The following is a 25,532-nucleotide window of genomic DNA, read 5'->3' on the forward strand; positions in this document are numbered from 1 at the left end:
TAAACTTTATAAACCATATATTTCTACACAAAACAATGGCTTTGAATACCAGGGAACTAGAAAAAAAGTGGATTAAAAAATGGGAAGAAGCTAAGATCTTTGAAGCAGACCCTGATAAAAGAAAAAAGTTCTTTGTTAATGCTCCCTATCCTTATGTTAATTCTTATCCTCATATAGGGCATCTTTACACTTATATGCGGACAGAAGCTTTTGCACGGTATAAACGTCATCAGGGATTTAACGTATTATTTCCACAAGGATTTCATGCAACTGGAAGTCCTATTGTCAGCGCTGCTCAACGTGTCAGAGAAAAAGAACCAAAGCAATTACAATTATTAAAAGATGTTGGTATTCAGGAAAGAGATTTTTCAAAATTTGAAAAATCTGAATACTGGGTAGAATTTTTTGAGCCTGAATTTGTTAAAGACTTCAAAAACATGGGATTTTCCATAGACTGGCGAAGAACATTTCATACAACCTCATTAAATCCACATTATGATAAATTCATTAGATGGCAATTCTTGAAACTATTGGAAAAAGGCTATGTTGTTAAAGAGCCATTCCCTGTTGTGTGGGATCCCATAGATAATTGTCCTGTTGGTGATCATGATAGATGTGAAGGAGAGGGAGAAACACCTCAAGAATTTCTCCTAGTGAAACATAAACTTGAAGATAACAAGTTTATTATCTCTGCAACATTACGGCCAGATACTATTCTTGGTATTACTAATTTATATGTTAATCCAAATGTAATTTATCAGCTTATTCAAGTAACAATAAATGAAAAAGATGTACAATGGATACTAGGAAAAGCAGCTTTGCACAGATTAGAACAACAGGGTTGGAAAGTTAAAAAAATAGGAGAAATTAATGGTAAAGATTTAATAGGTAAAGAAACAGAAGAATTTGGAGGATATAAAGTTCCTATCCTACCAGCGGCGTTTCTCAATCAAGATTTTGGTACTGGTTTAGTGCATTCAGTTCCTTCTGATTCTGCTGATGATTTAATTGCATTGTATGATTTGCAAAAGAACGAAGAACTTTGTAAAAAATACGGATTAAACTATGGACAAGTAAAAGAGATTAAAGTCATTGAATGTGTCGAAACACCTGGAATTGGCGGAAATCCAGCAGATTATTTCTTGAAAAAATACAACGTAACTTCACAGCAACAAAGAGATAAACTTGAAAATATAAAAAAGGAAATGTACAAACTCAGCTTTTACACAGCAAAGCTCGGCAAAAAATATACTAAAAAATATTTCTCCAAAAGCTATGTTGGATTAAAAGTTGAAGATCATAAAGCAGAAATACAGGAAGAAATCATAAAAAAAGGATGGGCGCATACGTATTACCAACTTAGCAACAAAGTCATCTCAAGAACTTTGCACGAATGCGTGGTCAAAATAGTTGACGATCAATGGTTTATCGCCTACGGCAATGAAAAGTGGAAGAGACAAGTCCACAAGGCATTCAAGAAAATGAAATTGTATCCAGAAAAAGTCCGTCCGCAGTTTGACTATGTTATTGATTGGCTCAAAAATTGGGCATGTACACGAGAGCATGGTTTAGGAACAAGATTGCCTTGGGATGATAAATGGCTCATTGAATCATTATCAGATTCAACCATTTACATGGCGTATTATACCATTGTTTATCATTTAGAAAAGATGCCCATTGAAGAAGTGAATGATGAGTTATTTGATTATGTTTTTCTTGGAGAAGGCAAATCTAAATCATTTGCATGGGATGAAATGAGGGATGAATTCAATTATTGGTATCCTTTTGACTTCAGGAATTCAGGGAAAGATTTAATTCAAAATCATCTGGCATTCTGCGTGTTTAATCACACTGCTATATTCCCAGAACAATACTGGCCGAAGGGTTTTGGCTGCAATGGCTGGGTTACTGTTGACGGAGAAAAAATGTCAAAATCAAAAGGCAATATTATTGCCTTGAGAGACATGCCAGAAAAGTTCAGTGTTGACAGTGCAAGATTCACTATTTTATCTGGTGGTGAATCATTAGATGATCCTAATTGGGACAGTAATTTTGCACGGAGTATTATTGGAAAACTAGAACAATTTCATAATTTTTGCATAACTAATTACAACAAAGGGCGAAAGGAATTTAATGATGCTGATACCTGGATGGAATCGCAGTTGAATGAAATTATTGATGATACAGCAAAAGCAATGGAAGAAACATTATTTAGAACTGCAACACAACGATGTTTTTTTGACCTGCAAAAAAAGCTACGATGGTATTTAAGACGAACAAATAATCATCCGAATAAAGAATTGTTGAATAAGATTATAGAATCACAGTTGCTTATGTTAGCTCCATTCACCCCTTTTATTTGTGAAGAAACATGGGAAAAACTTGGCAAAAAAGAATATATCAGTTTAACCCTATGGCCAAAAGTTGATAGAACAAAAATTGATAAAAAACTTGATAATTATGAAGAAGCTGTAGAGAAAGTTATTGATGATATTGCTTCAGTAATGAAAATTGCAAGAATAGAAAAACCAAAGAAAATAACCTTATTTGTAGCTGATCCTTGGAAATATATATTATTTGATTACCTAAACGTGATAATCAAAAAAACACGAAATCCAGGAGAAGTTCTCAAAGAAGTTCTTGCTTTGCCTGAACTTAAAAAATATCATGATCAAATAAAAAAATTAGTCCCAAAACTCGTTATGAGTGGAAAAATAAGCTTTTTCATGGAAAAACCAGAAGATGAATTAAAACTATTGAAGAAAAATAAAGAATTCTTTGAAAAGGAATTTGGATGTGCATTTGAATTCATGCTTGCAGAGAAATCAGAGCATATCAAAGCATTAAATGCCTTGCCTGAAAAGCCAGCTATACTGATTGAATAGAAATTCAGATTAGTTTTTCATCAGAAAATAACAGCAAATGCCCTAACTTATGTTTTTTAGCTGAATATTCTTCTTTGAGGTTATCATGTATCGGCTCTTCTATATTTTCTAAGATAACAATAAAACCATGTTCTTCAAAAAATTTCTTTCGTTGAGGACTATTACTCAATAATCGTATATTTTTAATGTTATAATGATGCAAAATAGAAATAACATCAGTATAATCACGATAATCTTCTTTAAAACCTAATGAAGTATAGGCGTCAACAACAAGCTCACACCCTCTTTTTTGCCCTTCAGTATAAACTTTCCAATGATTTTCTATCCCTACTCCTTTTCCATGATGGTCATGACAAAAAATAATAATGCCTTTTCCTTCTTGAACAATTTTCAATTTAGCCATTTCAAGTTGCCAACGGCAATCACAATATTGATTATCGAAGTAAAACGACCACTGGCAATTTGATGAAATTCTGACAAGAATATCGGATGAACTAAAAGAATTACTATCGCCATAAAGTAATACACCATAATGTTGGTCGTTAAAACGAAAACCATAATGCATGAAATGAACGATAGTTCCATTTAGTAACTTCAAGGGTAATTGTACTGAACCAATTACAGAATAATGACCCTCATCTTTAACAACATCCATTAATATCACATCCAAGGTTTAAACTGATTAAACGGATTATACAATTCCAGCAAATATTCTTTTTTCTTTTGCTCGTCAATGGGTATATGCCAAAAACTATTGTCTTTCAAAGCCTTTTCTTTAACTGAATTTTTTAAGACATCAGAAGGTTTCCAATCCATCCCTGCAAGTTCAAATAGTTTTTTATGGCCATAGCATCTGATCTCAAGAGCTTTTTGCTTCAACGTTTCAAAATCAAGTGATTTCAAATACTGCCATGACTCAACAGCTGCATCAGCATAAACAGAACAAGCAGATTGAATTTCATCAACTGTGAGAAATTTGCCATCAGCTTCAACAGCATAATAAGCTAATCCGTTGGTAACATCACCTTCATAATGACTGTGACATGAAATTAAATCATTAGTATATTTGACGTCTTTGTAAACACAATACATAGTTATGTTATGATAAGGATATTTTTCAGTATGAGGAAATAGTTCTATTGGTTTCAGATTCCAGAATTTCTTAATAACAAGAATACGGCCATCTCCGAACTGTTCTGAAACATCATAAAGTCCTTCATTTTCTGTAACAAAATCTAAATAATAATCCATAGTCATGGCTGGTCCATAATTATAAAGCGCGTTATAGAGTTTTCCTAATAATTTTGCATCTTGAGGAATTCCCTTAGTTAATGACAACGATGACAATAGAGAAGTAACCTCAGTTTTTGCTCTAACTATATTGGATTTGAACCCAAAAATATCCTCTTTTGCTTTTTGTTTGCAAATATGCCATCTGAAATCCAATATTTTTCTGGTATCATGATCCGACAAAGCAGCCAACTTTAGATCTAATAACTCAAAACCTAAATGAACACGATTGCAGCCAAGAAAATCAACAGCGTCAGCTATTTGTTCCTTACTAATATTGTTTTTTTCAAGATTGCTAATCAACTCCAATAACAACCCTGTCCATTCCTTTGCGCATAAAGGATGAAACTGATACCAATCAAATGGCTGCAACGTGCCAATATCCATATTTTTACCGAAGGAAACATAGAGTGATTGAATAAATTGCCCTAAATGAATTTTTTGAAATATCTGATGAATACTTTCAATAGTTAACTGTTCAATTACCTTTTTATCAGCAATATAATTATGTTTTAAAAACAAGCTACCGACACTATCCAAGACAATAGTCATCAACGGGCAGCACATTTTATTTTCAAAATATTGCGCTTCCTCGCTTAATTGGATGCTGATGGGAACAATCAATCGCAAACCAAGAAATTCATTAAGCAATTCAGGTCTTTGCTGATAAAGCGATGAACCATATAATTTCTCAAGAACTTCATTATCCAGAGGAGAACTGAAAAATAACTTTGGTTCCCGATAAAAAATAATTGGTTTAATTTTAGAATAAGTAATACTCCTATCTAAAATCCCTGCTTCACCTAACGCATTGTGCTTAATGGCTTCCTTAGTAATTTCTGCTTGTAAAAATTCACAAAAATACGTATTTGCCAATGATTTGTGAAAAAATGATACTGATAAAAATCAATAAAAATATTAATAATAGTTTCAAAATTTTGTTCTATTTGAATTTGGTCTTCAGAGTAAGCTGTTGCTTCAAGCTGTTTAAGCAAGCAAATCAATGCTTTCATCGTTTGCGCTTTATGAGACGCCAAAACAAGATATTTTTCAGGATGTGTTATGAAAAAATCCATCAATTTTTGACTGCTAAGATCTTCATGCATCCAATACCTTCCTTTCTGATCAAAGAAAAAAGGAAGTTCTTTGCCATAAATCAATAAAGATTCTTGTTTAAAACATCGCGTGTAAATATCAAGATTCAATCGAGGAAAGAAATATTTTGGACGTTCGCAAATATAATTAACATGATCAATAGTAAGATGATAAACTTCATTGCTTTTTGAAGCTGGACGCGCTTGAGTATAAGTAATAGTGATAATAGATTCATCAACCTCTTTTCGAGGAATAGCAATAACATCATAAAATGCCTTCATAACGATCTAACCTCTTCATTGGCTGCATCAAGTTCAACAAGTTGACTTTCAGGCACATCATCTAAACCATGAACACTAACTAAACAAGGAATATTAAACTCACGTGATAAAATAGAAGCATGACAAGTTAAGCCGCCATGTGTAGAAAGCAAACCACCGGCGTTGCGCAATAGAAAAACACCTTGAGTTAACCATTGGTTTAGAACAACAATATCATCCTTAGTATAAGTTACTCCTTCTCGATAAAATTTAATCCTGCCTTTAACAAGACCAGGGCAAACACAAAGACCAGTAAGTATGTTCATAGCAACCACCATAATAAAATAAATAATAATCAACGTTCTAACAAATGTATTTCTCCTTTTTCTCCACAAATCTGGATAAGATCATTGTGTTGGATAATCTCTGTTACTTGTTTGCCAGTCTCAACACATTTTGCTGAAACAATACATGGTATCCCCATTTCACGACTAACAATTGAAGGATGTGATGTTAGTCCGCCAATATTGCAGACAATACCAGCAGCTTTGTTCATTAAAGGAACCATGGTTGGATCAGTAAGATGCGTAACTAAAATCATCCCTTCGACAAATTTTGAAAAATCAGAAGGTTGCTGAATAACGCAGGCTCTACCTTGAACCCTGCCTTTACTAACACCTAACCCTAAACCTATTTGTTTCATTATGATAATCTCCCTGATTGATCGCGTCTCTCAACGATTGATGTCTTTGATAAAGTTCATCAAGTTTTGAAGATAATCTTTGTTTTAGTTCTTGTCTTTGTTCTACTAATCCTAAAACATTAGGAAAATTAACAAACGGTATCATAAAGCTTGGACTCTGTAAACTTCGTTCTCCTCGTTGCCTGCATGCTAAATCTTCAACCATAAAATCATACACAGGCGTTCCTTTAACAGAAGCTATAAAACCTGGAGCTTTTTTCTCAACCATTTTTTCCATATAAAGAATATCAGTTTTAGCTCCTCGTTGCTTCCAACCTTCTTCTGGTTCAGTATACGTTAATAATTTTTTAACACCTTGTGCAACAACTTGAGCATTTATTTTACCAGCATCATAAAGTGGTAATCTATCGCCAACTAACATACAAGCTTCTGCAAACCCTCTCACAGGATTATTGCCATCATGATACCATAAACCATCAAGAACTTTATGCAACATTGGTATTGAAACTGCGGAAACTGCTAATTGTCGTTGTTCTTCAAGTGGTAATGCTGAAACAACAGCAATACCTAAATCTCTTCTATCACTTAATCCAACTTTTCCTAAAAGCGCTCTGCCGAAAACATCGTCTTCAACAGCTCCTTTATTATAAAGAACTCCATCTAAAAATGCTGTTTTTTGCGCTTCAGATTTAACAAGCTCAGCCAATCCAACTCTCAGAGCTTGATCTTCAAAAACAGTTGGCTTAAACGCTAAAGCTATATCATGAAAAACTCCAGCGAGAAATGCATCTTCTGGATCCAAAGGAAAATAGTTATTTGCTTGTCTTATAGGTGTATTAAACTCCTGTAATTTTTCTGCCAATTCAGCAGCACTTTTTCCAACATCAAAACAATGTAACACTTCATGCATACTATAAGGATTACCATGTTGTTGAAGTAAATCCAAAAGACCGTACAAAACACGCGGATCAGAATATTTTCTTGTCATTGCTTCTAATTCAGAAGGTGAATAAAACTCACCTCGATCCCATCCTAATTCATGTGCTAAACCTAACCTTCGTAATTGTTGAATAAAACCGTCATTAACTTTTGCTTTCGTAACTTCATCCATGTTAATCCCCCATAATAACGTAACACCTTATGCAAGTGATAACACCAACTGTTATTTAAATATAAGTTGTCGAAAAAACGACAACTATACCATAATATTTAAATATCCTTGATCTTCTTATGAAAAGATGAATAAAGAATTAGTGCTGCAGGAGCTTGGTTTATCAGAAGGTGAAATTAAAACCTACCTTAGTTTATTAAAGCGAGGATTTTCTACCGTCGCCAAAATCAAGGAAGACTCCGGCCTTCATAGGACAACAGTCTACGATTTCTTAGAAAAACTGATGCAAAAAGGGTTAGTCAGTTATGTAGTCCAAGGTGGAGTAAATTATTACAAGGCAAGTCCTCCTGAACGATTAAAACAACTGCTCAAAGAAAAAGAAGACAAATTAAAAACAATCATGCCTGAGCTTGAAAGTCTTGCAAAATTGCCGAAAGATGAGATCAAAGTAGAGGTCTACAAAGGAAAGCAGGGTTTTAACACAGTCTTAAACAAAATTATTGCCGTTAGAAAAGACATGTATGGTTTCGGTTTTGAAGAAGAAAAATATGAGCAGATGGATAAAATAATGATGGAGCAATATTTTAGAAAATGCAATGAAAATAATATTAAAGAAAACGTTTTCGTTAAAAGAAGCACCTCATTCCTCTACAAACACCCTCATATTAGATATCATTTCCTACCAGATGATTATTTTAACCCAAATCCTTCTATGACCTTCGGCAATTACGTTGCTATTCAAGTGTGGGAGCCGCTGACAACTATTTTGATTGAAAACAAAGCATTAGCTGATTCCTATAAGAAATATTTCAATTTCTTAAAAGACCAATCGTCAATGATTTTTCGCGGCTGGAATGAAGTAAAGAAGATATTTGATGAAAGTTTGGAACTGATGAAAGCAGGAGATGAAATTCTTACTTACGGAACATCGCAAGATGCAGACAATTACGTTGATTATTTTAGAGAGCATAACATCATAGGAATTAAGAAGAACATTAAAGCACGAATTATGATTGATCAACGTGCAAAGAAAAACATTGCGATGTGCAAAGCAACAGGGTGGCAGGTATGCAGTTTAAAGCCTGGCCAAGGAACAGCAATGGAAGTAGATATTTATGGCAAATGCGCATTTATGGTGATTTGGAAGAAAGATCCAAGGCAAGTAACAGCAATCCTCTTTAATGACCCTGAGATTGTAAAAAGCTTAAAGCAATACGGTGAAATGCTCTGGAAATCAGCAAAACCCATGTAGTGATAAACTTAAGATACTTGCACAATACAAGATGCCTCAACACGAAAAAAGCATACTGCCTATTATGACATCACTGGCGTCAAAAGTTTTATAAAGTTAAAACAGTATACATAGATTAATAACCTAGTGAGTATAATGGAAAGAAAAACTTGCCAAGAATGTAAAGGAAAAATTGTAAATAAAAATATAGATTATTTTTTCTTAGGAGAAAATTTAGGTGAATTCCCTGCAGAAGTATGTGAAAAATGTGGAGAAAAAGTATTTGAAGAAGAAATAACTAAAAAAATATCTATAATTACAAAACAAAAAGGCTTATGGGGATTGATACCCTAATAAAAAGAGAATAAATATGAACCTCAACAAAGTCATCGTCATATACATGAAACCAAAGTTTCCCATAGAAAAGGAGACCATTGAACTAGTCTGCAGAGTATTAAAACAGCATAATATTCAATTTACTAAAATAGAACGCACCAAAGATTATAAAAATATTCTCAAGGATCACGACCTTATCATTATTATTGGCGGAGATGGTACGTTCTTATTAACATCGCAGTTTGTCAAAGACACACCTATGTTAGGTGTTAACTCAAATCCTGATATGAAAGAAGGATTTTTAATGCAGACAGCAAAATATGATTTCAAACAGAAATTCATGGATCTGTTACAAGATAAACATAAAATAGTATTTCTCACGAGATTGCAGCCAGTATTGAATGGTAAAATACTGCGCCCGGCATTAAATGAAATTTTCATTGGCCATAAAAAACCGTATAAAATGACAAGATATACTTTGATCATTAACAACAAGGGCGAATTCCAGCGCTCTTCAGGCATTATTTTTGCTACAGCTATTGGCAGCCATGCGTGGGCAGCTTCTGCAGGCGGTAAAAAAATGCTCTTATTAAGTAAAAACTATCAATTTGTTGTCCGTGAACCTTATCAAGGCACCTTGCACACTCACCATTTGCTGAAAGGAATATTAACAAAAAAAGACAAGGTTGAGATTGTGGCAAAAATGGGTAATGGGATTATAAGCATCGATGCATTAAGTGAAGATTTCCCTTTCAAAAAAGGTTCAACATTAAAAGTAGAGATTGCTAAAACGCCGCTTCCGTATATTGTGTTTAGTGATTTTGATTACGAATGTTAGAAAAATATATAGAGCAAATAATGGAAATCTATTAACGACGTAATTGAATATAATCCCTGTTCAGTTCTTCGAGAATGTGTAAGCGAAGCTAAAGATGTGAACAAAAACACCTCAACATTCGAGAACGAGGGATAGCCTGCAAAACAGTTTTGCGAAGCAAAAATTCCGAAGAGTAAGCGCAGGAACCAGTATATCAAGCAACAGTATTCATTTTAAAATATTTGTTTCTATAAATTTAATAATATTCTCCTTTAACTCTTTCATACTTTTATCTAGTTCAATTTGTCTTATTGGCAATTTATATTTAAAAATTCTATCCATCCTAATATCAAATGGAATATCTGTTTCTATTTTTTTAGTTCCATCTTCCAAAATAAAGAGTATTGCTTTTTTTAACGCATAGGAATACCCAATTTCATAATACACATTAAGATTATCTTCACTTATTTCTGCAATAATAAAATCGGATTCTTCTATTCTTTCTATTAATTCAATTGGAATTTTACCCAATCTATAACTTTTATCTAGTCTGAATGGTTTTTCAAAACCACCTATCTCTACAAGTGCTTTTTCAATAGAATTAATATACATATAATCTCTCCTATCATTGAATGGCATAATCACAAAACACTTTCTTGAAGGTATTTTACCAAAATTAATACCACCAAATTTTACATCAGCAAGACAAGTACCAAATCCTACATGACCATTGAATTCTTTTAAAATAGGAATTTCTTTAAATACAACAAAACCATCTACTTTTAGAGAAAGTTTCATCATTTTTGATGTTGAAGAAGAACCTTTCTCTGATTTTACAGATCTTAAAGTAAATTCTACATCAAACCCTTCGGTTTTAGCAATATCTAAAGGAAAATGTTGCTGAAATCCAAGAAAAGATAATCTACAAGACTTTAATTCGCCAACATGCATGAAATCTAATCTGAATTCTTCATTTATATCAGCATCGCTATACAATATTTTTGCTTCTCCCCAAGGAGCGCCGTTATTGGCAACTCCTCTCTCCTCTATCTTAATTTTGCACTTCAGTTGATAACTATCTAAATCAATCTTAGTATATCTATGAAAAACAGATTCATTATCAATATCATTCTTTATTATCTTTTGGATAAATGAATTTTCATCAATATCCTGCCAATGTCCATGATATCTAGTTAGCCAATTCATAATTTGTATTAAAAACACCTAAACTTATAAATTTATATGCAATTTGTCTGTATATTACAAAATAGTACGTTACGTGTTGCTTTCTTCAACTGGTTCCGAGCATTATTGAACTTAACTCTCCATATACACATTACTAACTAAAATGTACCTATGGAGTCATTACTGCTGTTTTTAGTGCCTCATTAGATTCATTTTTATTCTAATTTATTAGTCGTATTTTGAAAACGAGATTCAAAACCGTAATCTTTCCGAATGTCCAGTGTGAATTTTCGAATTGAGTTATAAATGATGAATTCTCAACTTTAAAGCCAGTGGACACTTTTCCACTGGACATGGTGACGTAGGGTATATAAATAAGAGAATCCATCTCCTTGATATGGATGAAAAAACCAATAATCTCATTGTTTTTCAAGATAAAAAGATAAGAAGGACATGGCATAATAATGAATGGTGGTTTTCAGTCGTTGATGTAGTTGGTATTTTATCTGAAAGTAGTGAACCAAGAAACTATTGGAAGGTATTAAAACATAGACTTAATCAAGAAGGAAGTGAGGTGGTTACAAATTGTAACCAACTGAAATTACAAGCTTCTGATGGAAAGTATTATGATACTGACTGCGCTAACACTAAAAATATTTTTAGATTAATTCAATCAATTCCCTCACCTAAAGCTGAACCATTCAAACTATGGTTGGCAAAAGTAGGCTATGAGCGTGTACAGGAAATAGAAAATCCAGAATTAGCGCAAGAACGTATGAAAGAGCTTTATGAGCAAAAAGGTTATTCTAAGTCATGGATAGATAAAAGATTAAGAGGTATAGCAATAAGACAAGACTTAACTGATGAATGGAGAACGCGAGGAATAGAAAACAAAGAAGACTTTTCAATACTTACAGCAGAGATATCGAAAGCTGCATTTGGCATGACTCCTTTAGAATACAAAAAATTAAAAGGGCTTACGAAAGAAAACTTAAGAGATCACATGAATGATTTGGAGTTAATATTTACCATGTTAGGAGAAGCATCAACTGCAGAACTTGAGAGAGTTAAAAACCCAAAGACATTTATACAGCACAAAAAAACTTCAAAAGAAGGTGGAAGCGTAGCAAAAAAAGCAAGATTAGATTTAGAGAATAAAACAAAAAAACAAGTAATAAGTAAAGAAAATTATCTTAATATTCCTGAAAAAGAAAAACGAAAAAGACTAGCTGAAGCTGATTTTGATGAAAAGAAATAGTATTTTGCAAAAATGGGAAGAAAAATGGAAAATTCCTGAGAAAAAATCAGTAAACATATTTGCTAAACGCTGCAATAAACTTATTAAAGTAAAAAATTGCAAAACACTGATTGATATTGGATGTGGATTAGGTCAAGATGCTCTTTATTTTTCAAGGCAAGGACTTGATGTTACTGCAGTTGATTTTTCAGAACAAGCAATTAAAAAACTAAAAGAAAAAGCAAACAAAAAACATAACATCACTTTTCTTTGTCAAGATATTAAGAAATTGTCTTTTCCTGAAAACAGTTTTGATTGTATTTATGCACATCTTAGTTTACATTATTTTGACGATGCAACAACAACAAAAGTATTTAATAATTTATACAAACTTCTCAAAAAAGAAGGCATATTATTTATTAAATGTAAATCCACTGATGATGTGTTGTATGGAAAAGGAGAAGAATTAGATCAAGATATGTTCAATTATAATGGTAAAATAAGACATTTTTTTAGCAAAGATTACATGAAAGAAAAACTAAAGAAATTTAAAAATATACAGATAAGAAAAACAAGCTCAGCCTATCATAAATATAAATCATCATTTATAGAAGCAGTAGCAGAAAAATAAGAAGATAAAACATGAACAAAAAACATATTCTAAACGACATGGATCTTTATTTCATTACCCATCGTCCTTATTATGATGTTATTCAATCTGTAAAAATTGCGTTGAAAGCAGGAGTAAAAATTATACAATACCGTGAAAAAGAAAGAGACTATCCCCAACTAATTGAAACTGCACAAGAGATAAGAAAATTAACAAAACAAGCAAATGCTTTATTCATAGTTAATGACTACCTTGATCTCGCAGTAAAAGTTGATGCTGATGGCGTGCATCTTGGTCAGGAAGATGGAACTATAAAACAAGCAAGGATCCAGTTTCCTGATATGATCATAGGACGATCAACGCATAATTTAAAACAGGCAATTGAAGCAGAACATCAAGGTGCAGATTACATTGGTATTGGTCCAATTTATGCAACAGTTACCCATCAAAATCCAGAACCTGTTGTTGGTATTCCATTGTTAAAACAAATAAGAGCAAACGTGAAAATACCTATTGTTGCTATTGGTGGCATCACTAAAGAAAGAGTATCTGAAATACTTTCAACAGGAACAACAAGCATGGCAATATTGCAGGGAATTTTAACAAAACAAGATATTGGAAAAGAGATACGTGAAATCAGAACTCTGATACAACAAGGAAAAGTATTAGCATAAAGGAAAACGAGATGCTACATCAGATTGTGCAAGTACAGGAATATCTTCTCGTTTTGCAGTTGCTAAAGAGTTATCATTGACATATCCCCAACCAGCTACATAAACAGATATTCCTCCTAATCGTGGATCATTTTTAACTCGAATTAAAGCTGGGACATGATCATCAACAAAATGGGCTTGTGAAAAATCTAGTCCTGCCTCCAAAACAATACCACAAATTTGATCTGTTTTTGAACCAGAATGACTTCCATTGATGATTTTGTCTTGAGAAACAGGATAAGAATAAGCCCTTAAAGCAGTAGCAACATGTTCTGCCATCTTGTTTGTAGCAATATACACTTCATAATCAGAAGAACAAACTAATTGTGCATAATGATCTGCAGCTTCTTCGTACACTCGCATAACTTTAAGATATTTATCTCTATTAGCAGCTAGTTCTACCCGTCTAAAATTGTCTACATTATCTTTGAATTGTTGAGTATTTATTCCTTCTAAAGAAACAACCCCCTCTAAACTATCTATTTCCGCCGAACTCAAATCCTGTTGAGTAACAATAGCATGAAGTATTCTAAGATTATCTAAAAAAGTGCACGCTAATGGTCTATATAATCTCATGCCATCAACAATATTACTAGGAACATCTTCTAAATCAAGAATTGCTTTTTGAGATCCATTAAACCTGTTATAACCATTCCAACAGCTTAAAATAGTTTCATCAACACTGTCGAGGAGTACACCATCAGCATCTAAAAATACTATTTGCTTCTTCATTTAATATGTACAACTCCATCAACAGGCGAACTCGCTGTCGCATACAATTTCTTCGCTATTCTTCCTGCTTCAAATGCTAATCTCCCCGCTTCAACAGCATATTTCATAGCTGTTGCCATTTTAACAGGATCAGAAGCTGATGCAATGGCAGTATTCATCAACAAACCATCGCATCCTAATTCCAATGCAATAGCTGCATCTGACGCTGTTCCAACACCAGCATCAATGATAATAGGAACACTGCCAGAAAATTGTTCAACAATAATTTTAAGATTGATGGGATTAGTTATCCCTAAACCAGAACCGATTGGAGCAGCTAGCGGCATAACTGCGCTGCAGCCAACTTTAATAAGCTTCTCGCAAACAATAGGATCATCATTAGTATACGGCAACACCGTAAATCCTTCATCAACAAGTATTTTCGCAGCAGCCAATAATTGTTCTGTATCAGGAAATAAGGTTTTTTCATTCCCAATAACTTCTAATTTAATTAAATCTGTTTGCAATGCTTCACGAGCAAGATGTGAAGTAAGCAAGGCGTCTTCTGCATTGTAGCAGCCTGCGGTGTTAGGTAATAATTTCATTTCTTTTGGAATAAAATTAAATATATTTTGATTGCCTTGAGCATGAAGATCAATTCTCCGCAAGGCAACCGTAACCATCTTAGTACCACTAGCAACAAGAGCATCATGCATCATCTGATAATTAGGATATTTTCCAGTTCCTAAAATCAACCTTGAATCAAGAGTATACTTGCCAATTTTCAACATTATCCACCACCTACGACTTCAACAATATCAACTTTGTCATTATTATGAAGAACAATTTTTTCAAAATCTTCTTTATGAATAATTGCGTTATTCACTGCAACTGCGCCTGAGGAAAAATTAAGTTTTTTAAAAAGATCAACAAGTTTTTTTTCAGATGTTAATGAGTACAGTTTTCCATTTAATAAAATCTCCATGCAGCCACCTCAAAATGGAATATGATATGAAATTATAAATATTCTGTGCTGAGAACTTTGCAAAATACTCGCAAAGCTCGGGTTACTGCCGGTTCGCATTGAGCTATATGTTTGACAAAGCAATTTTCTCTCTGGAACCTCGAAAATTGCCCGATAAGTCTTTCGAAAATGCTCACAAAATAGGCAGTAACCATAATTTTGCAAAGTTCTCTGGTAGTATGAGCATACTGAATCAAATCAGGGATATGTTAGTTATTTATATCTTAAACCATAAACCTTCCCAAACTAAACTCTTTTAATAAAGGATGCTCTTTATTGTCAACAATAAGATCAGTTATTATCTTTGCAGTTATTGGTGACAATAAAATCCCATTTCTAAAATGCCCTGTTGCAAATAAACAACCAGGCAGCTGCGTTGTTCCTAAAATAGGGAGTCCATCTTTTGTACCTGGCCTAAAGCCAATCCATGAAAACACGATCTTTCCTTGCTTCAAAACAGGCAGGACAAAACAGGCTTTTTTATACAACTCCTGAAGTGCTCCATCATCAATACTTCTATCAAAACCAACATCTTCCATGGTTGATCCTATGATCACAGAATTATCAGTTCCTGGAACTAAGTATAAATGTCCGTAATTAATACTATGAGTAATAACTTGTTTTGGCAACTGAACTGCCAAGCAATGCCCTTTGACAGGATAGACAATTTTTTGATCAGGAATAAAATATTTATTGATAAAATAATTGCTCCATGCACCTGCTGCAATAACAACATAATCACCAAAAATCTGCTCTCCATCAATAACAACTCCAAGAACTTTTCCATCGTTAAGTATAAGTTCGGAAACAGAGATATGTTCATAAATCGTAATGATATGAGTATCTTTAACTGCTTTTACTAACGCCTCAACATAATAAGGAGTGCATAAGAAATGGTCATCGGGAAACAGAACTCCATAATGAAAAAGAGCATTGAGCGAGGACTCTAATCTTTGAATTTTATAATAATCAAGTTCATTGCTTGGTAAACTAAGTTTCTTTTGCCACGATACTAGATTATGCAAGCGAGCTTTTTCTTCATAAGAGTCGCTTACTAATAATGTTCCTGTAGTTGTATATTCAATACCAACACCTGTTTTTTGATATAGTTCTTTCTCTAACAAAGCAAAAAGCTTTTTGCTTTGTAAACAAAGCCTGAAAAAAAAAGTATCATTTTCTGCTTCTGACTGCGGACGCAACATGCCAGCAGCAGCAGAACTAGCTTCTTGACCAAGCTTGCCTTTATCAATAAGTACAACCTTTTGCCCGGAATTTGCCAATCGATAAGCAGTAAGCATACCTATGGCGCCGCCGCCAATAATAATAACTTTGTTCATAGAAGCAAGGAAGAAAGAAGAGTTATATATAGTTATAGGAAAAAGATACCGTAACATTTAAATAACACTTGTCATTCTATAATAACATATGTTACATAAAAAAGACACTAAACAAAAGTTCATATTTGGAACTGAATGCACCTTTAAAATAATAGAATATATTTTCAATGAACCCCATAGAGCTTTTCATCTAAGAGAATTAGCAAGACTAATCAATTTCTCAACAACTGCTATTGCGCAAAGTATTGAAGAATTAAACAAATATAAAATAATTAAAGTTATTGAAACAAATATAAGTAAAAATATACAAGCAGACATAGAATCACAAGCATACAAGGATTATAAATTAATGTTTAATATATATAGGTTAATGAGGTATGATATAATCAAATATCTCAGTGTAGAATTTCATAACCCTGAGTGTATTAGTGTATTTGGCAGTTTCGCAAAAGGAGAAGATACTGAACAAAGTGATATTGATATATTGATTATAACACCACACACAAAACCAACACATGAACAAGAATTCAGAGAATTTGTTAAGATTATCGAAAAACTATGCTATCGAAAAACAAATTTCCATATATTGTCATCACTAGATAAATCATCAAATGAATTCAAAAATGCTGCAGCAAATGGGATAGTATTGCATGGATATCTTAAGGTGATGTAAAAGATGATAGACGACTTTGAAAGGTACATCAAATCAGGAAAAGCAAAAAGAAAAACACCCGATAAAGAAGAGGCTAAAGCATTGCTGTCAAAAGCAGAAAAAAGAATGAAATATTTAAGAGAATTAAACGATGAGACAACAAACCTAGTGTTAGAAGACGCCTATGAAGCAGCAAGAGAAGCTACACAATCATTAATGTCACTACAAGGATTTAAACCCTATTCTCATGAAGCTACCATTAGCTTTCTGAAAAAATATTATATAACTGAATTTAATGAATATCAAATAAACCAATTTGATAGATTCAGAGAATTAAGAAATAATTCAGTATACAAAGCTGAACTAATAGTAATAGAAGATGCTAAAAAATGCATAGATTTTTCTAAAGAGATCATTAATAAAATTAAAACAATTACCCATGGGAAAAAATAAAAAATTAACAATAAAAGAATTTGGCGAGTTCAATCTTATCAACAAAATAACTAAGATGGTCAAACATCCAAAATTGATCAAGGGCATTGGTGATGATTGTGCTGTTATTGATTATACTAACGATACATATCTTCTCATAACAACAGATATGTTTGTTAATAACAATCATTTCAAAACAGCGTGGTTTACCCCAGAGCAAATAGGAAGAAAGATTATGGAATGCAATGTAAGTGATATTGCTGCATGTGGTGGAAAGCCTTTATACACAGTGATTTCTTTTTCCTTGCCAAAAACAATTAAGGTTGAGTTTATCAAAGACGTTTATAAAGCCATGTATGCTGTTGCAAAAAAATACGATTTTTTAATCATAGGCGGAGATACAACGTCAGGAACAGAAATAAATTTCTCAGTAACAATGCTGGGTGAAGTTAAAAAACAAAATCTTTGCCTCCGCAGCTTTGCAAAACAAGGAGATCTAATCGGAGCAACAGGAACCCTTGGAAAATCAATGGCAGGATTGCAGTTATTTCTTAATAAGAGAGAAGGTGAAGAAGGCAAACAAGGGTATCTTGAACCGAAGGCAAGATTAGATATAAGCAAAAAGATAGCGCCTTTTGTCAATGCTATGATTGATATTTCAGATGGTTTAAGCAGTGAAATAAAACATATTTGTGATGAAAGCAAGGTCGGAGCAGTAATCGAAGAAGATAAAATACCGATCAACCATAAAACGAGACAAACGGCTAAATTTCTTAAACAAAATCCAATCGAATGGGCATTATATGGTGGAGAAGATTTTGAACTATTATTTACTATCTCAGAAAAAGATTACAACGATAAAAAACATTTGTTCAAAGACTGCACCATTATTGGTAAAATTCTGGATAAAAAGCAAGGTTGTTATATGATTGATAAACAAGGAAATAAAACTATTCTTGGTGGGGGATATGATCATTTTAAGGATTAATTCTTTTTAATAATAAAAAACAAACTCTTTCGTAAATATTGCTGACCATGCATCATACCTAACTTGTTTTTTTGCCGAACTTCCACAACAGTAAACGCATTAAACTCACGCTTAATATCTGTTTCAGTGAATAACACAGAAGAAATACCTGTTTTAGGATCAACAATAATATTCTGTTGGTTTGGCTTTTGTTTAAGTAATTCGCCATAATAACCATCATCAGGGGTGGCTAATGATAGTAGATAATATCCTGTTGGTTTTAAAACCCTAGATAAATTATCCCTATACCGCAGCCTGGCAAGGGAATCAGTAATATGTTTATAACAGAATACATCAATTACTGCATCAAAATGATTGCTTGGAAACTGCCATTTATCAGCAACATCTTGACAGTATGTTTCAAAATTATACTGTTTTTTGATAAAGTCAATATTGCTTTGAAGAAAATCCATACACGCAACGGTAAAACCATGCTTAGCTAAATGCACAGAATTTCTTCCTTTGCCAGAGCCGAGATCAAGAGCCTTGCCTGCAACCTTTTGTTTTTTAAGAAATTCAGTAAAATACACTACTTCACGAGAAGGTTCTGTTTTATACGAAGAAGGTATTCCCTTCATTTTATACTCTTTTTCCCACGCAACTTTTTGATCCATAACTACGTTTCTATAATAGAAATATTTAAATATTTAGATACTAAGCAGGATAGTATGCGAGCAACATACGTTGTTATAGGAGAAGGGAAAACTAAAGAAACAGCAATGGCTGATTTCTATAAAAAAGCTGCAATCAGAGCAGGTAAGCCTACATTAAAATCTGATCAGATTCATATTGTTGAAGGAAGATACAGGGATGATGGAACTTATAAAGCAAGTTTCTATATAGGAACAAATGGAACACCTCAACCAACAGCAGCTCCAGGCGCAGATTACACCAGATTAGAAAAACAAGCAATGGATAATCCATTCAGATGAATAATACTTTTAAAACAAACAATATTCCCTTCTTGGATGATATTACTAACACCTGACTCAATACCATTTCTTGATGATATAATTGATAGATTAACAAAAGATTATACTAAAAGATATCCTCTTGACGTTGAAACATGGGGAGAATTAGATCCTCCCACAATATTAAGAGAAGCGCAAAAAGGCTTTGAAAAATGGAACCATGGTGTGTGGGGCGCTGTAGAACTAGATGTAGGATATCGTCTTCCCCATGAAACAAAACAAGGAGATGGTTATCAAGCTAATTGTGGTGAAAAAGCAGGGATATTATATGGATTAGCAAAACGTTTAGATGTTGATAATCTGCAATTTTATCTAAGAAGAACCTCACCAGATAGACCTGAAATAACGCATGCATTTATTACTTTTGAAGCTGAAGGAACAACATGGATAGCAGATCCTGTAGAGGATGTAACTGATGATTTTGAAATCAAAAAAGATGCTATCATCATGGATGGAGAAAGATACGCTCATTATGGTCTTACAAGATTATCTGAAGAAAAACTTAACAGATTTATCAGAAGACTTCGTAAACCAGGGTCAATAATAGAACTTTTTGAAGGCAAGCAATTATTAGTTGATGCAAAAGATGAAAACGAAGAAGATATCTATGCAGTTCTTTATACAGAAGGACACCAACAACTTAAAGGTTATCATGGTCCTGTATTAGATGTAACAATAGTATATGATGAACCGTTTCATACTAATTCTGTTATTCAATTACTTTATCCTGTCTTCTCAAGCCATGAACAACCAGCAGTAATCAATTTATTTGATAGCAATAAGAGTGACTGGTTTAATTTTAATGGAATACATGTTGGAGCAATAGTTCATCCAGAATCTCATGATGAAATAAGGGTGTTTAGGAGCATAGAAGATAGTTTTGATGATAAAGCTGTTCAAGGAATATTAGCGTATAATGAATATATGAGGTTATTCCAACAAAAACAAGCGAGATTGAAGAGAGAAAAAGATCCTGAAGAGATATATGTTGCTCGTAGTGGTAGGCGAGAAATTGTAGTAAGATTGCAAAAAAGAAGAGAAGAATTATCAAGAAGAGGGGATTCTAGAAAAAGAGTTCCAAAATTAGCAGAAGAAGAACAAAAATGGCTGTCCTACATGCAAAAACACACAAGACAATATGTGGATAGATACTTAGATTTTTGTGTAGCGAGCTATTGGCGATATCAACGAAAACCACGTGATGCATTACTTCAACCATTAAAAACAACACCATGGTGGGATACAAGAATTATGGAAGAATACGCTGAACAAAAACATCTGCGAAGATTAGCACAAACTATCGAACGCCATGGAGATAAGATACGAATGGTATTAGATAAAATAAGATCTGCGTATTTGAGAAGATAAACGGAGAAAATCCCTAATCAAAATCATAAAAAATACTCTTGATTTGAAACATGGAGTTTACGTAATAATATTTACAAACTAGCCTCTGATAAAATGTTTTAGAAGTTATAATGTTCAAATCCAATGTATTCTAGAAAAAAAGTGCAGGCCGCAAGGAATGGACAGAGCAATCCAAGACAAGTTTGTCTTGAACTTTTCTCGACCCTGCTACCTTGCAAGCACCATTACTCCTGCTTAATGCTGCTTCCGTCAGGACCTGACATGGTTCACAAGAATAACAATCCTCCAAGACAAGATGTCATAGTACAGCTCAAGGCTTATCTTGAATAAACTTGCCGCTTCCTTGCTTCAGTTGACCCTAAAGCTCGTTTGGCCTAACAGGTGAGAGCTAACCACCCAACCTAGCCTGCAACTACTAAAAAAGGAAGGTATTTTATAAATATTGTGCGCTAGGCTCTGTCCCGAATCTCGGCATAGCCTCGGTTTTGGTGCCGTGATTATCCCACTTGTGTATAAGAAGGAAAAAATTCCTATTGGAATTTCCTTTTTTCTCACTTATTAGTTGGAAAGATAATCACCAGCATGGCACCAAAAACTTCATTCGGGACAGAGCTTGTAAGCTAGAAAGATTTAAAAAGATAGTTTCCTGAAAATAATCTATGAGAAGATTTATCGCCAATGCCTTGCCCTTCCTTATTCTAGCAATATTATTGCTCTCGCTTATTTCAATAACAGAAGATAATCAATTAGCAGGCAATGTGATTAAAAAGATAGAAAAAGAGCCAGCAATAGACCCAACCATAGTACAGCCCTATCTTGATCTTCTCAACATGCCGCACATAAAACAACAGGTAAAACTTACACCTTATGAAACAAATATATTTTTGGAAGAAGTAATGGACTTAGAATCAGGCACTACAAGAACTTGGGACAAATTCAAAGGAAAAACAACATTAAGCTACAATAATGTGAGAGAAATATGGATAAGCAGAATAGCTTTAATATTCTACCATGAGATACATAACACCTTTAACTGGAAAATAATAACTTACCGTGATGAAGATCTTAAAGCATTGCTTGGATTCTGTGCATTCGAACAATTAGAATATAGCTGCAGCCAAGGATTTAAAAAAAATCAAAATGGCTACGGATTTCAATTTGTGAACAATGATAATCCCCTTGAACCAGAGGAATTAGTTAAGGAAATATTCAAAACTTATAATCAACCTATTGACGAGATACAAACACCTGAACAAGCTCTCGAAGTAATTACACAATGGATGAAAGATAACCATTGGCAGCATGCTCCTCAAGGAACATTAACAACTGCTTTAAACTATAATCATATCGGCAAAACAAAAAAAACAACAAGCCATTCAAATAGAGAATTCCTGCAGGCGACATTCCGAGCATTAAATATACCAACTGAAAATTTGTTTATCACTGATAAACAAGGTGCTGTACATGGAGGGATTATCTTTCCAAGCATAAATAAAGGATTATTTAGCACTGATGATATTATGGCTTTTCCCAATGTGTTTCTTCCACTAAAAAGTACTTTAATTGAAAAACAGATATTAAGAACAATAGAAGAAGGAAGTATAGAGCAACAGTGCAGCAGCTATGGTAGCATAAGAAAAAAACTATACCTTGAATTTTTACAGAAGGCAATTGCAGATCAAGAACTCCAGGAAAAATATCTCTGTACCTTTTATCCTCACAAAGAAAAAGGGGATTTCTTTTTTGAAAAGATAAATAAATTTTATAGTGAATGCTCAGGAAGCACCAGAAATCTGTTTGAAGATGAAGAAATTGGATTTTGGCAGGAGCAAATAGACTGTTACTTTTAGTTACTTAATGGTTGTAGAAAATGCATTTTCTACAACCATTAAGTAACTAAAAGTAACAATACATAACGAAATTTTTATTAACGGTTCAAGCATCCCATCCTTGAACCGTATGGAAAAAATAGTATTTCTTGGCACAGGTGGAGACGCCATTGCAGTAGCTAAACAGCTCCTTGGAAGTGGGGGTGTTATCATTCAAGTAGATGATACCCAGCTTCATCTTGATCCAGGTCCTGGAGCATTAGTCAAAGCAAGTGAATACAACATTAATGCAAGAAACACTACTGCTGTTTTGGTAAGTCATGCTCATTTAAATCACGCTCATGATACGAATGCAATAATAAGCGCTATGAGCTTAGCTGGTATGGACATTCATGGAGTTGTTGTTGCTAATAAAACTGTTATTGATGGAGATGAAAAACACAGCAAGGTCATTTCTGATTTTCATAAGAGCTGCGTTGAAAAAATTATTCCCCTTGAAGCTGGACAGAAAATTGGCATAAATAATATAGAGATAAGGGGAACCAATACAAAGCATAATGAAACGTATGCATTAGGATTCAGAATCACAACACAAACATTTGATCTTGGTTATACTGGCGATACTGGTTACACAACAAAGCTTGGAGAAGATTTCAGAGGTGTTGATATTCTTATTCTTAATGTGCAATACCCAGGAGATCAGAAAAGAGATTTTCAATTATGTTCTGCTGAAGCCATGAAGATCATCAACGAAGTCAATCCGCGCTTGGCTATTATTACTCATTTTGGCATAAAAATGATACAATCAGATCCTATCAATGAAGCTCGTAACATTCAGAGAACTACTGGCGTTCAAACTATTGCAGCTAAAGATGGTATGGTGATTAATCCTGTATCTTATATGGTCAATCTTCGTCAGAAACCAGTAAAAATGTTTTAGAATTGATTTATACTAATCCAAACAACCAAGTAACTGAATACCCTAAAAAGCATCCTAACGAAAGAAAAGGCATTGCTGGATAATATTTATTCTTTTCTGCAAATACATACAATAAAAGCAATGCAAGGGAAGTAAAAATAGTTATAATCAAAGGAACAATAACCTGATTAGTTGCAGCATAGATAGTAGCGCTAAATAATAGAGGAAACGCAATATCTCCTCCTCCAAGAATTGCGGTCCTGATCTTTTTTTCTCCAATAACTGGTTTAGATGTAGGGTTTGATATTACTTTTTTGTTCGCAAACAAAGAAGTATCACGATAAGGTATTAACAATCCTGCAAATAACATAGTTTGTTTTTGAAAAGTTGCCATAGTTATCATATGTTTGCTTTTCCAAACTGCGTACATGTCGTAGAGTGATATTACTATCAGAAGAATAACAACAGAAAACACATTCAATATAGGAACAAGAATAGTAGCTAATCCTCCGTAAACAAATAATTCAGTGAAATTATGGATATATAAATTTGGTTTATAAACTTTGAAATAGGCTAAACTAAGAGCAAGAATCATAGTCACGCCAAAAGCATACATCCCAAAACCAAATTTTGAAAGGAACTTATTAATAAAAGGAGAAAATGCCATAAGCAGTGTTAACACAACACTGAGGAAAAACCACAATTTCCAAATCATTGTCTGGTGGAACTTAATCACCAGCAAAACAAGAATCGTTCCTAACAAAACAGCGCCAAGAATATAAAGAAACGAATAAGATTTTTGTTCTATCGGTGGCGGTGTAACACCTGTTTGAAGATAGGTTGCTTCCTGGATAACAGGCTCACCTTGTTGAGCTGAAGCAGAAAGATTAATATACTGACTAACTATAGCTAATCCTAATAGTTGGGCAAAGAAAAAAATAAACACTAGTATCAGTGTAACAGAAAAACTATGCTTCATGTTATAAACCTTTAATCTGAGCAATCCTGTTAATTTCCTGTGGAGCTGGTTTGCTGAACATATTTTTCAGTTTAGAAAAAATTCGTGGATCTTGGTATTCTTGATTAATCAAAGCACCTGCTAACTTTTTATATTCAATAGAAAAATCATTTCGTGGCTTATAGACTGCTGCAGTCGTTGTTTTGGAAAGAGCTTCAAGTACTGCATCATCATCAGGTAGAACAGCTAATACCGGAATGCCTGCTGCTTGTTCAAGTTGTTCTAAGCTCACTTCAAAAGCTTTATGTTTAACTTTATTAAGAATAATCCCTTTCAGAGGAACCTTTTTCTTTTGCGCAGCTTTGACCGCATTGACGGTGCATTTCAAAGTGGGCAGATCAGGGCTTGAAACAACATATAATTCATCTGACGCAACCATAGTTGCTACTATTTCATCAGTCAAGCTTGGAGAAGAATCAAGGAGAATGACATCATACTTGTCTTTAAGGTGGCTTATTTTTTTCTTTAAGTCAAAAACATTGACTGAGCTTGCTTTCATAGCTGAAGGAAGAACATCAAAACCTTCATGGTGAGTAACAATAGCTTCAGATGCAGGAATTTTATCAGTAAGAACATCATGAATGCTAAAATGAACATCTTCAATCCCTAGGTGATACGCAATATTTGGAGCGCTGAAATTTGCATCTATCACCAGCACTTTTTGCTGAAAATCATGAGCAAGCACTGCAGCAAGATTAGCAACCGTCGTTGTCTTCCCAACGCCTCCTTTGATAGAAATGATTCCTACAATTTTGCCCATACAACTCATTT

General features: G+C 33.6%; 28 protein-coding genes and 1 other RNA gene. 14 read left to right on the forward strand and 15 right to left on the reverse strand.

Translation table 11 applies throughout. The features are described 5' to 3' along the window. Positions 1-35: 35 nt before the first annotated feature. Positions 36-2,885 (forward strand): leucine--tRNA ligase, encoded by a 2,850-nt coding sequence (leuS, locus tag HYY69_06000; protein MBI3033000.1) that lies wholly within the window; start codon positions 36-38, stop codon positions 2,883-2,885. A gap of 4 nt (positions 2,886-2,889) precedes the next feature. Here leuS and HYY69_06005 read toward each other — a convergent pair whose 3' ends face one another. The 6 genes from HYY69_06005 to HYY69_06030 are packed head-to-tail and all read right to left on the reverse strand — an operon-like array spanning position 2,890 to position 7,344. Beyond that, positions 2,890-3,540: a hypothetical protein gene (locus HYY69_06005; GenBank protein MBI3033001.1), complete on the reverse strand. Its 651-nt coding sequence runs from the start codon at positions 3,538-3,540 to the stop codon at positions 2,890-2,892. 5 nt (positions 3,541-3,545) lie between these two features. Beyond that, positions 3,546-5,051, reverse strand: a complete 1,506-nt coding sequence (locus tag HYY69_06010; protein MBI3033002.1) for a hypothetical protein — start codon at positions 5,049-5,051, stop codon at positions 3,546-3,548. Further along, positions 4,979-5,551: a hypothetical protein gene (locus HYY69_06015; protein ID MBI3033003.1), complete on the reverse strand. Its 573-nt coding sequence runs from the start codon at positions 5,549-5,551 to the stop codon at positions 4,979-4,981. The genes HYY69_06010 and HYY69_06015 overlap by 73 nt, the downstream gene beginning before the upstream one ends. Continuing rightward, positions 5,548-5,856, reverse strand: coding sequence for a hypothetical protein (locus HYY69_06020; protein ID MBI3033004.1), 309 nt, complete (start codon positions 5,854-5,856; stop codon positions 5,548-5,550). The genes HYY69_06015 and HYY69_06020 overlap by 4 nt, the downstream gene beginning before the upstream one ends. A gap of 29 nt (positions 5,857-5,885) precedes the next feature. Further along, the gene (locus tag HYY69_06025) at positions 5,886-6,233 is read right to left on the reverse strand and encodes a hypothetical protein (protein MBI3033005.1); all 348 of its coding nucleotides are present in this window, start codon (positions 6,231-6,233) and stop codon (positions 5,886-5,888) included. Further along, positions 6,202-7,344 carry a hypothetical protein gene (locus HYY69_06030; GenBank protein ID MBI3033006.1) on the reverse strand — a complete coding sequence of 381 codons (1,143 nt, stop codon included), beginning with the start codon at positions 7,342-7,344 and terminating at the stop codon, positions 6,202-6,204. The genes HYY69_06025 and HYY69_06030 overlap by 32 nt, the downstream gene beginning before the upstream one ends. A 127-nt stretch (positions 7,345-7,471) precedes the next feature. On the opposite strand from HYY69_06030, the gene HYY69_06035 reads away from it, so the two are divergent. The 3 genes from HYY69_06035 (at position 7,472) to HYY69_06045 (ending at position 9,749) form a co-directional block, all read left to right on the forward strand. After that, positions 7,472-8,596, forward strand: a complete 1,125-nt coding sequence (locus tag HYY69_06035) for a helix-turn-helix domain-containing protein (GenBank protein ID MBI3033007.1) — start codon at positions 7,472-7,474, stop codon at positions 8,594-8,596. 135 nt (positions 8,597-8,731) lie between these two features. Then, positions 8,732-8,929, forward strand: coding sequence for a hypothetical protein (locus HYY69_06040; GenBank protein ID MBI3033008.1), 198 nt, complete (start codon positions 8,732-8,734; stop codon positions 8,927-8,929). 16 nt (positions 8,930-8,945) lie between these two features. Further along, positions 8,946-9,749: an NAD(+)/NADH kinase gene (locus HYY69_06045; protein MBI3033009.1), complete on the forward strand. Its 804-nt coding sequence runs from the start codon at positions 8,946-8,948 to the stop codon at positions 9,747-9,749. Between the two features lie 207 nt (positions 9,750-9,956). Here HYY69_06045 and HYY69_06050 read toward each other — a convergent pair whose 3' ends face one another. Next, complete coding sequence (locus HYY69_06050; GenBank protein ID MBI3033010.1) at positions 9,957-10,934, reverse strand: hypothetical protein; 978 nt, start codon at positions 10,932-10,934, stop codon at positions 9,957-9,959. Between the two features lie 376 nt (positions 10,935-11,310). On the opposite strand from HYY69_06050, the gene HYY69_06055 reads away from it, so the two are divergent. The 3 genes from HYY69_06055 to thiE are packed head-to-tail and all read left to right on the forward strand — an operon-like array spanning position 11,311 to position 13,434. After that, a complete protein-coding gene (locus tag HYY69_06055) occupies positions 11,311-12,171 on the forward strand; it encodes a Bro-N domain-containing protein (GenBank protein ID MBI3033011.1) in 861 nt (286 codons plus the stop codon). After that, complete coding sequence (locus HYY69_06060) at positions 12,158-12,781, forward strand: class I SAM-dependent methyltransferase (GenBank protein MBI3033012.1); 624 nt, start codon at positions 12,158-12,160, stop codon at positions 12,779-12,781. The genes HYY69_06055 and HYY69_06060 overlap by 14 nt, the downstream gene beginning before the upstream one ends. An 11-nt stretch (positions 12,782-12,792) precedes the next feature. Then, the gene (gene thiE / locus HYY69_06065) at positions 12,793-13,434 is read left to right on the forward strand and encodes a thiamine phosphate synthase (protein ID MBI3033013.1); all 642 of its coding nucleotides are present in this window, start codon (positions 12,793-12,795) and stop codon (positions 13,432-13,434) included. Here thiE and HYY69_06070 read toward each other — a convergent pair. The 4 genes from HYY69_06070 to thiO form a co-directional block, all read right to left on the reverse strand. After that, positions 13,426-14,205: a hypothetical protein gene (locus HYY69_06070; protein MBI3033014.1), complete on the reverse strand. Its 780-nt coding sequence runs from the start codon at positions 14,203-14,205 to the stop codon at positions 13,426-13,428. The two genes, thiE and HYY69_06070, sit on opposite strands and share 9 nt — an antisense overlap. Beyond that, positions 14,202-14,975 (reverse strand): thiazole synthase, encoded by a 774-nt coding sequence (locus tag HYY69_06075; GenBank protein MBI3033015.1) that lies wholly within the window; start codon positions 14,973-14,975, stop codon positions 14,202-14,204. The genes HYY69_06070 and HYY69_06075 overlap by 4 nt, the downstream gene beginning before the upstream one ends. Beyond that, positions 14,975-15,169 carry a sulfur carrier protein ThiS gene (gene thiS / locus HYY69_06080; GenBank protein ID MBI3033016.1) on the reverse strand — a complete coding sequence of 65 codons (195 nt, stop codon included), beginning with the start codon at positions 15,167-15,169 and terminating at the stop codon, positions 14,975-14,977. The genes HYY69_06075 and thiS overlap by 1 nt, the downstream gene beginning before the upstream one ends. Before the next feature lie 263 nt (positions 15,170-15,432). Beyond that, complete coding sequence (gene thiO, locus HYY69_06085; protein ID MBI3033017.1) at positions 15,433-16,545, reverse strand: glycine oxidase ThiO; 1,113 nt, start codon at positions 16,543-16,545, stop codon at positions 15,433-15,435. 88 nt (positions 16,546-16,633) lie between these two features. Between thiO and HYY69_06090 the strand changes: the two genes are divergently transcribed. From HYY69_06090 to thiL, 3 genes are read left to right on the forward strand one after another with little or no spacing between them, the layout of a single operon-like run. Next, positions 16,634-17,218, forward strand: a complete 585-nt coding sequence (locus HYY69_06090) for a nucleotidyltransferase domain-containing protein (protein MBI3033018.1) — start codon at positions 16,634-16,636, stop codon at positions 17,216-17,218. 3 nt (positions 17,219-17,221) lie between these two features. Continuing rightward, on the forward strand, positions 17,222-17,650 hold the full coding sequence (locus HYY69_06095) for a HEPN domain-containing protein (GenBank protein ID MBI3033019.1): 429 nt from the start codon (positions 17,222-17,224) through the stop codon (positions 17,648-17,650). Further along, positions 17,637-18,617, forward strand: a complete 981-nt coding sequence (gene thiL, locus HYY69_06100) for a thiamine-phosphate kinase (GenBank protein ID MBI3033020.1) — start codon at positions 17,637-17,639, stop codon at positions 18,615-18,617. Before HYY69_06095 ends, thiL begins: the two co-directional genes overlap by 14 nt. Here thiL and HYY69_06105 read toward each other — a convergent pair. Continuing rightward, the gene (locus HYY69_06105; GenBank protein MBI3033021.1) at positions 18,614-19,270 is read right to left on the reverse strand and encodes a class I SAM-dependent methyltransferase; all 657 of its coding nucleotides are present in this window, start codon (positions 19,268-19,270) and stop codon (positions 18,614-18,616) included. The genes thiL and HYY69_06105 overlap by 4 nt on opposite strands. 54 nt (positions 19,271-19,324) lie before the next feature. On the opposite strand from HYY69_06105, the gene HYY69_06110 reads away from it, so the two are divergent. Both HYY69_06110 and HYY69_06115 read left to right on the forward strand, forming a co-directional pair. Further along, positions 19,325-19,588, forward strand: coding sequence for a hypothetical protein (locus HYY69_06110; protein ID MBI3033022.1), 264 nt, complete (start codon positions 19,325-19,327; stop codon positions 19,586-19,588). A gap of 36 nt (positions 19,589-19,624) precedes the next feature. Then, positions 19,625-20,995 carry a hypothetical protein gene (locus HYY69_06115; protein ID MBI3033023.1) on the forward strand — a complete coding sequence of 457 codons (1,371 nt, stop codon included), beginning with the start codon at positions 19,625-19,627 and terminating at the stop codon, positions 20,993-20,995. Between the two features lie 141 nt (positions 20,996-21,136). Here HYY69_06115 and ffs read toward each other — a convergent pair. After that, positions 21,137-21,407: signal recognition particle sRNA (gene ffs, locus HYY69_06120), an RNA gene on the reverse strand. A 247-nt stretch (positions 21,408-21,654) separates the two neighbouring features. Between ffs and HYY69_06125 the strand changes: the two genes are divergently transcribed. Continuing rightward, positions 21,655-22,845, forward strand: a complete 1,191-nt coding sequence (locus HYY69_06125) for a hypothetical protein (GenBank protein ID MBI3033024.1) — start codon at positions 21,655-21,657, stop codon at positions 22,843-22,845. A gap of 109 nt (positions 22,846-22,954) precedes the next feature. After that, complete coding sequence (locus tag HYY69_06130) at positions 22,955-23,764, forward strand: MBL fold metallo-hydrolase (protein ID MBI3033025.1); 810 nt, start codon at positions 22,955-22,957, stop codon at positions 23,762-23,764. Positions 23,765-23,771: 7 nt separating this feature from the next. On the opposite strand, the gene HYY69_06135 is transcribed toward HYY69_06130, so the two are convergent. Continuing rightward, positions 23,772-24,722 (reverse strand): hypothetical protein, encoded by a 951-nt coding sequence (locus HYY69_06135; protein ID MBI3033026.1) that lies wholly within the window; start codon positions 24,720-24,722, stop codon positions 23,772-23,774. Position 24,723: 1 nt separating this feature from the next. Further along, positions 24,724-25,521: a MinD/ParA family protein gene (locus HYY69_06140; GenBank protein MBI3033027.1), complete on the reverse strand. Its 798-nt coding sequence runs from the start codon at positions 25,519-25,521 to the stop codon at positions 24,724-24,726. Positions 25,522-25,532: the final 11 nt, after the last annotated feature.

This window comes from Candidatus Woesearchaeota archaeon, assembly GCA_016192995.1.
GTDB lineage: Archaea > Nanobdellota > Nanobdellia > Woesearchaeales > DSVV01 > JACPTB01.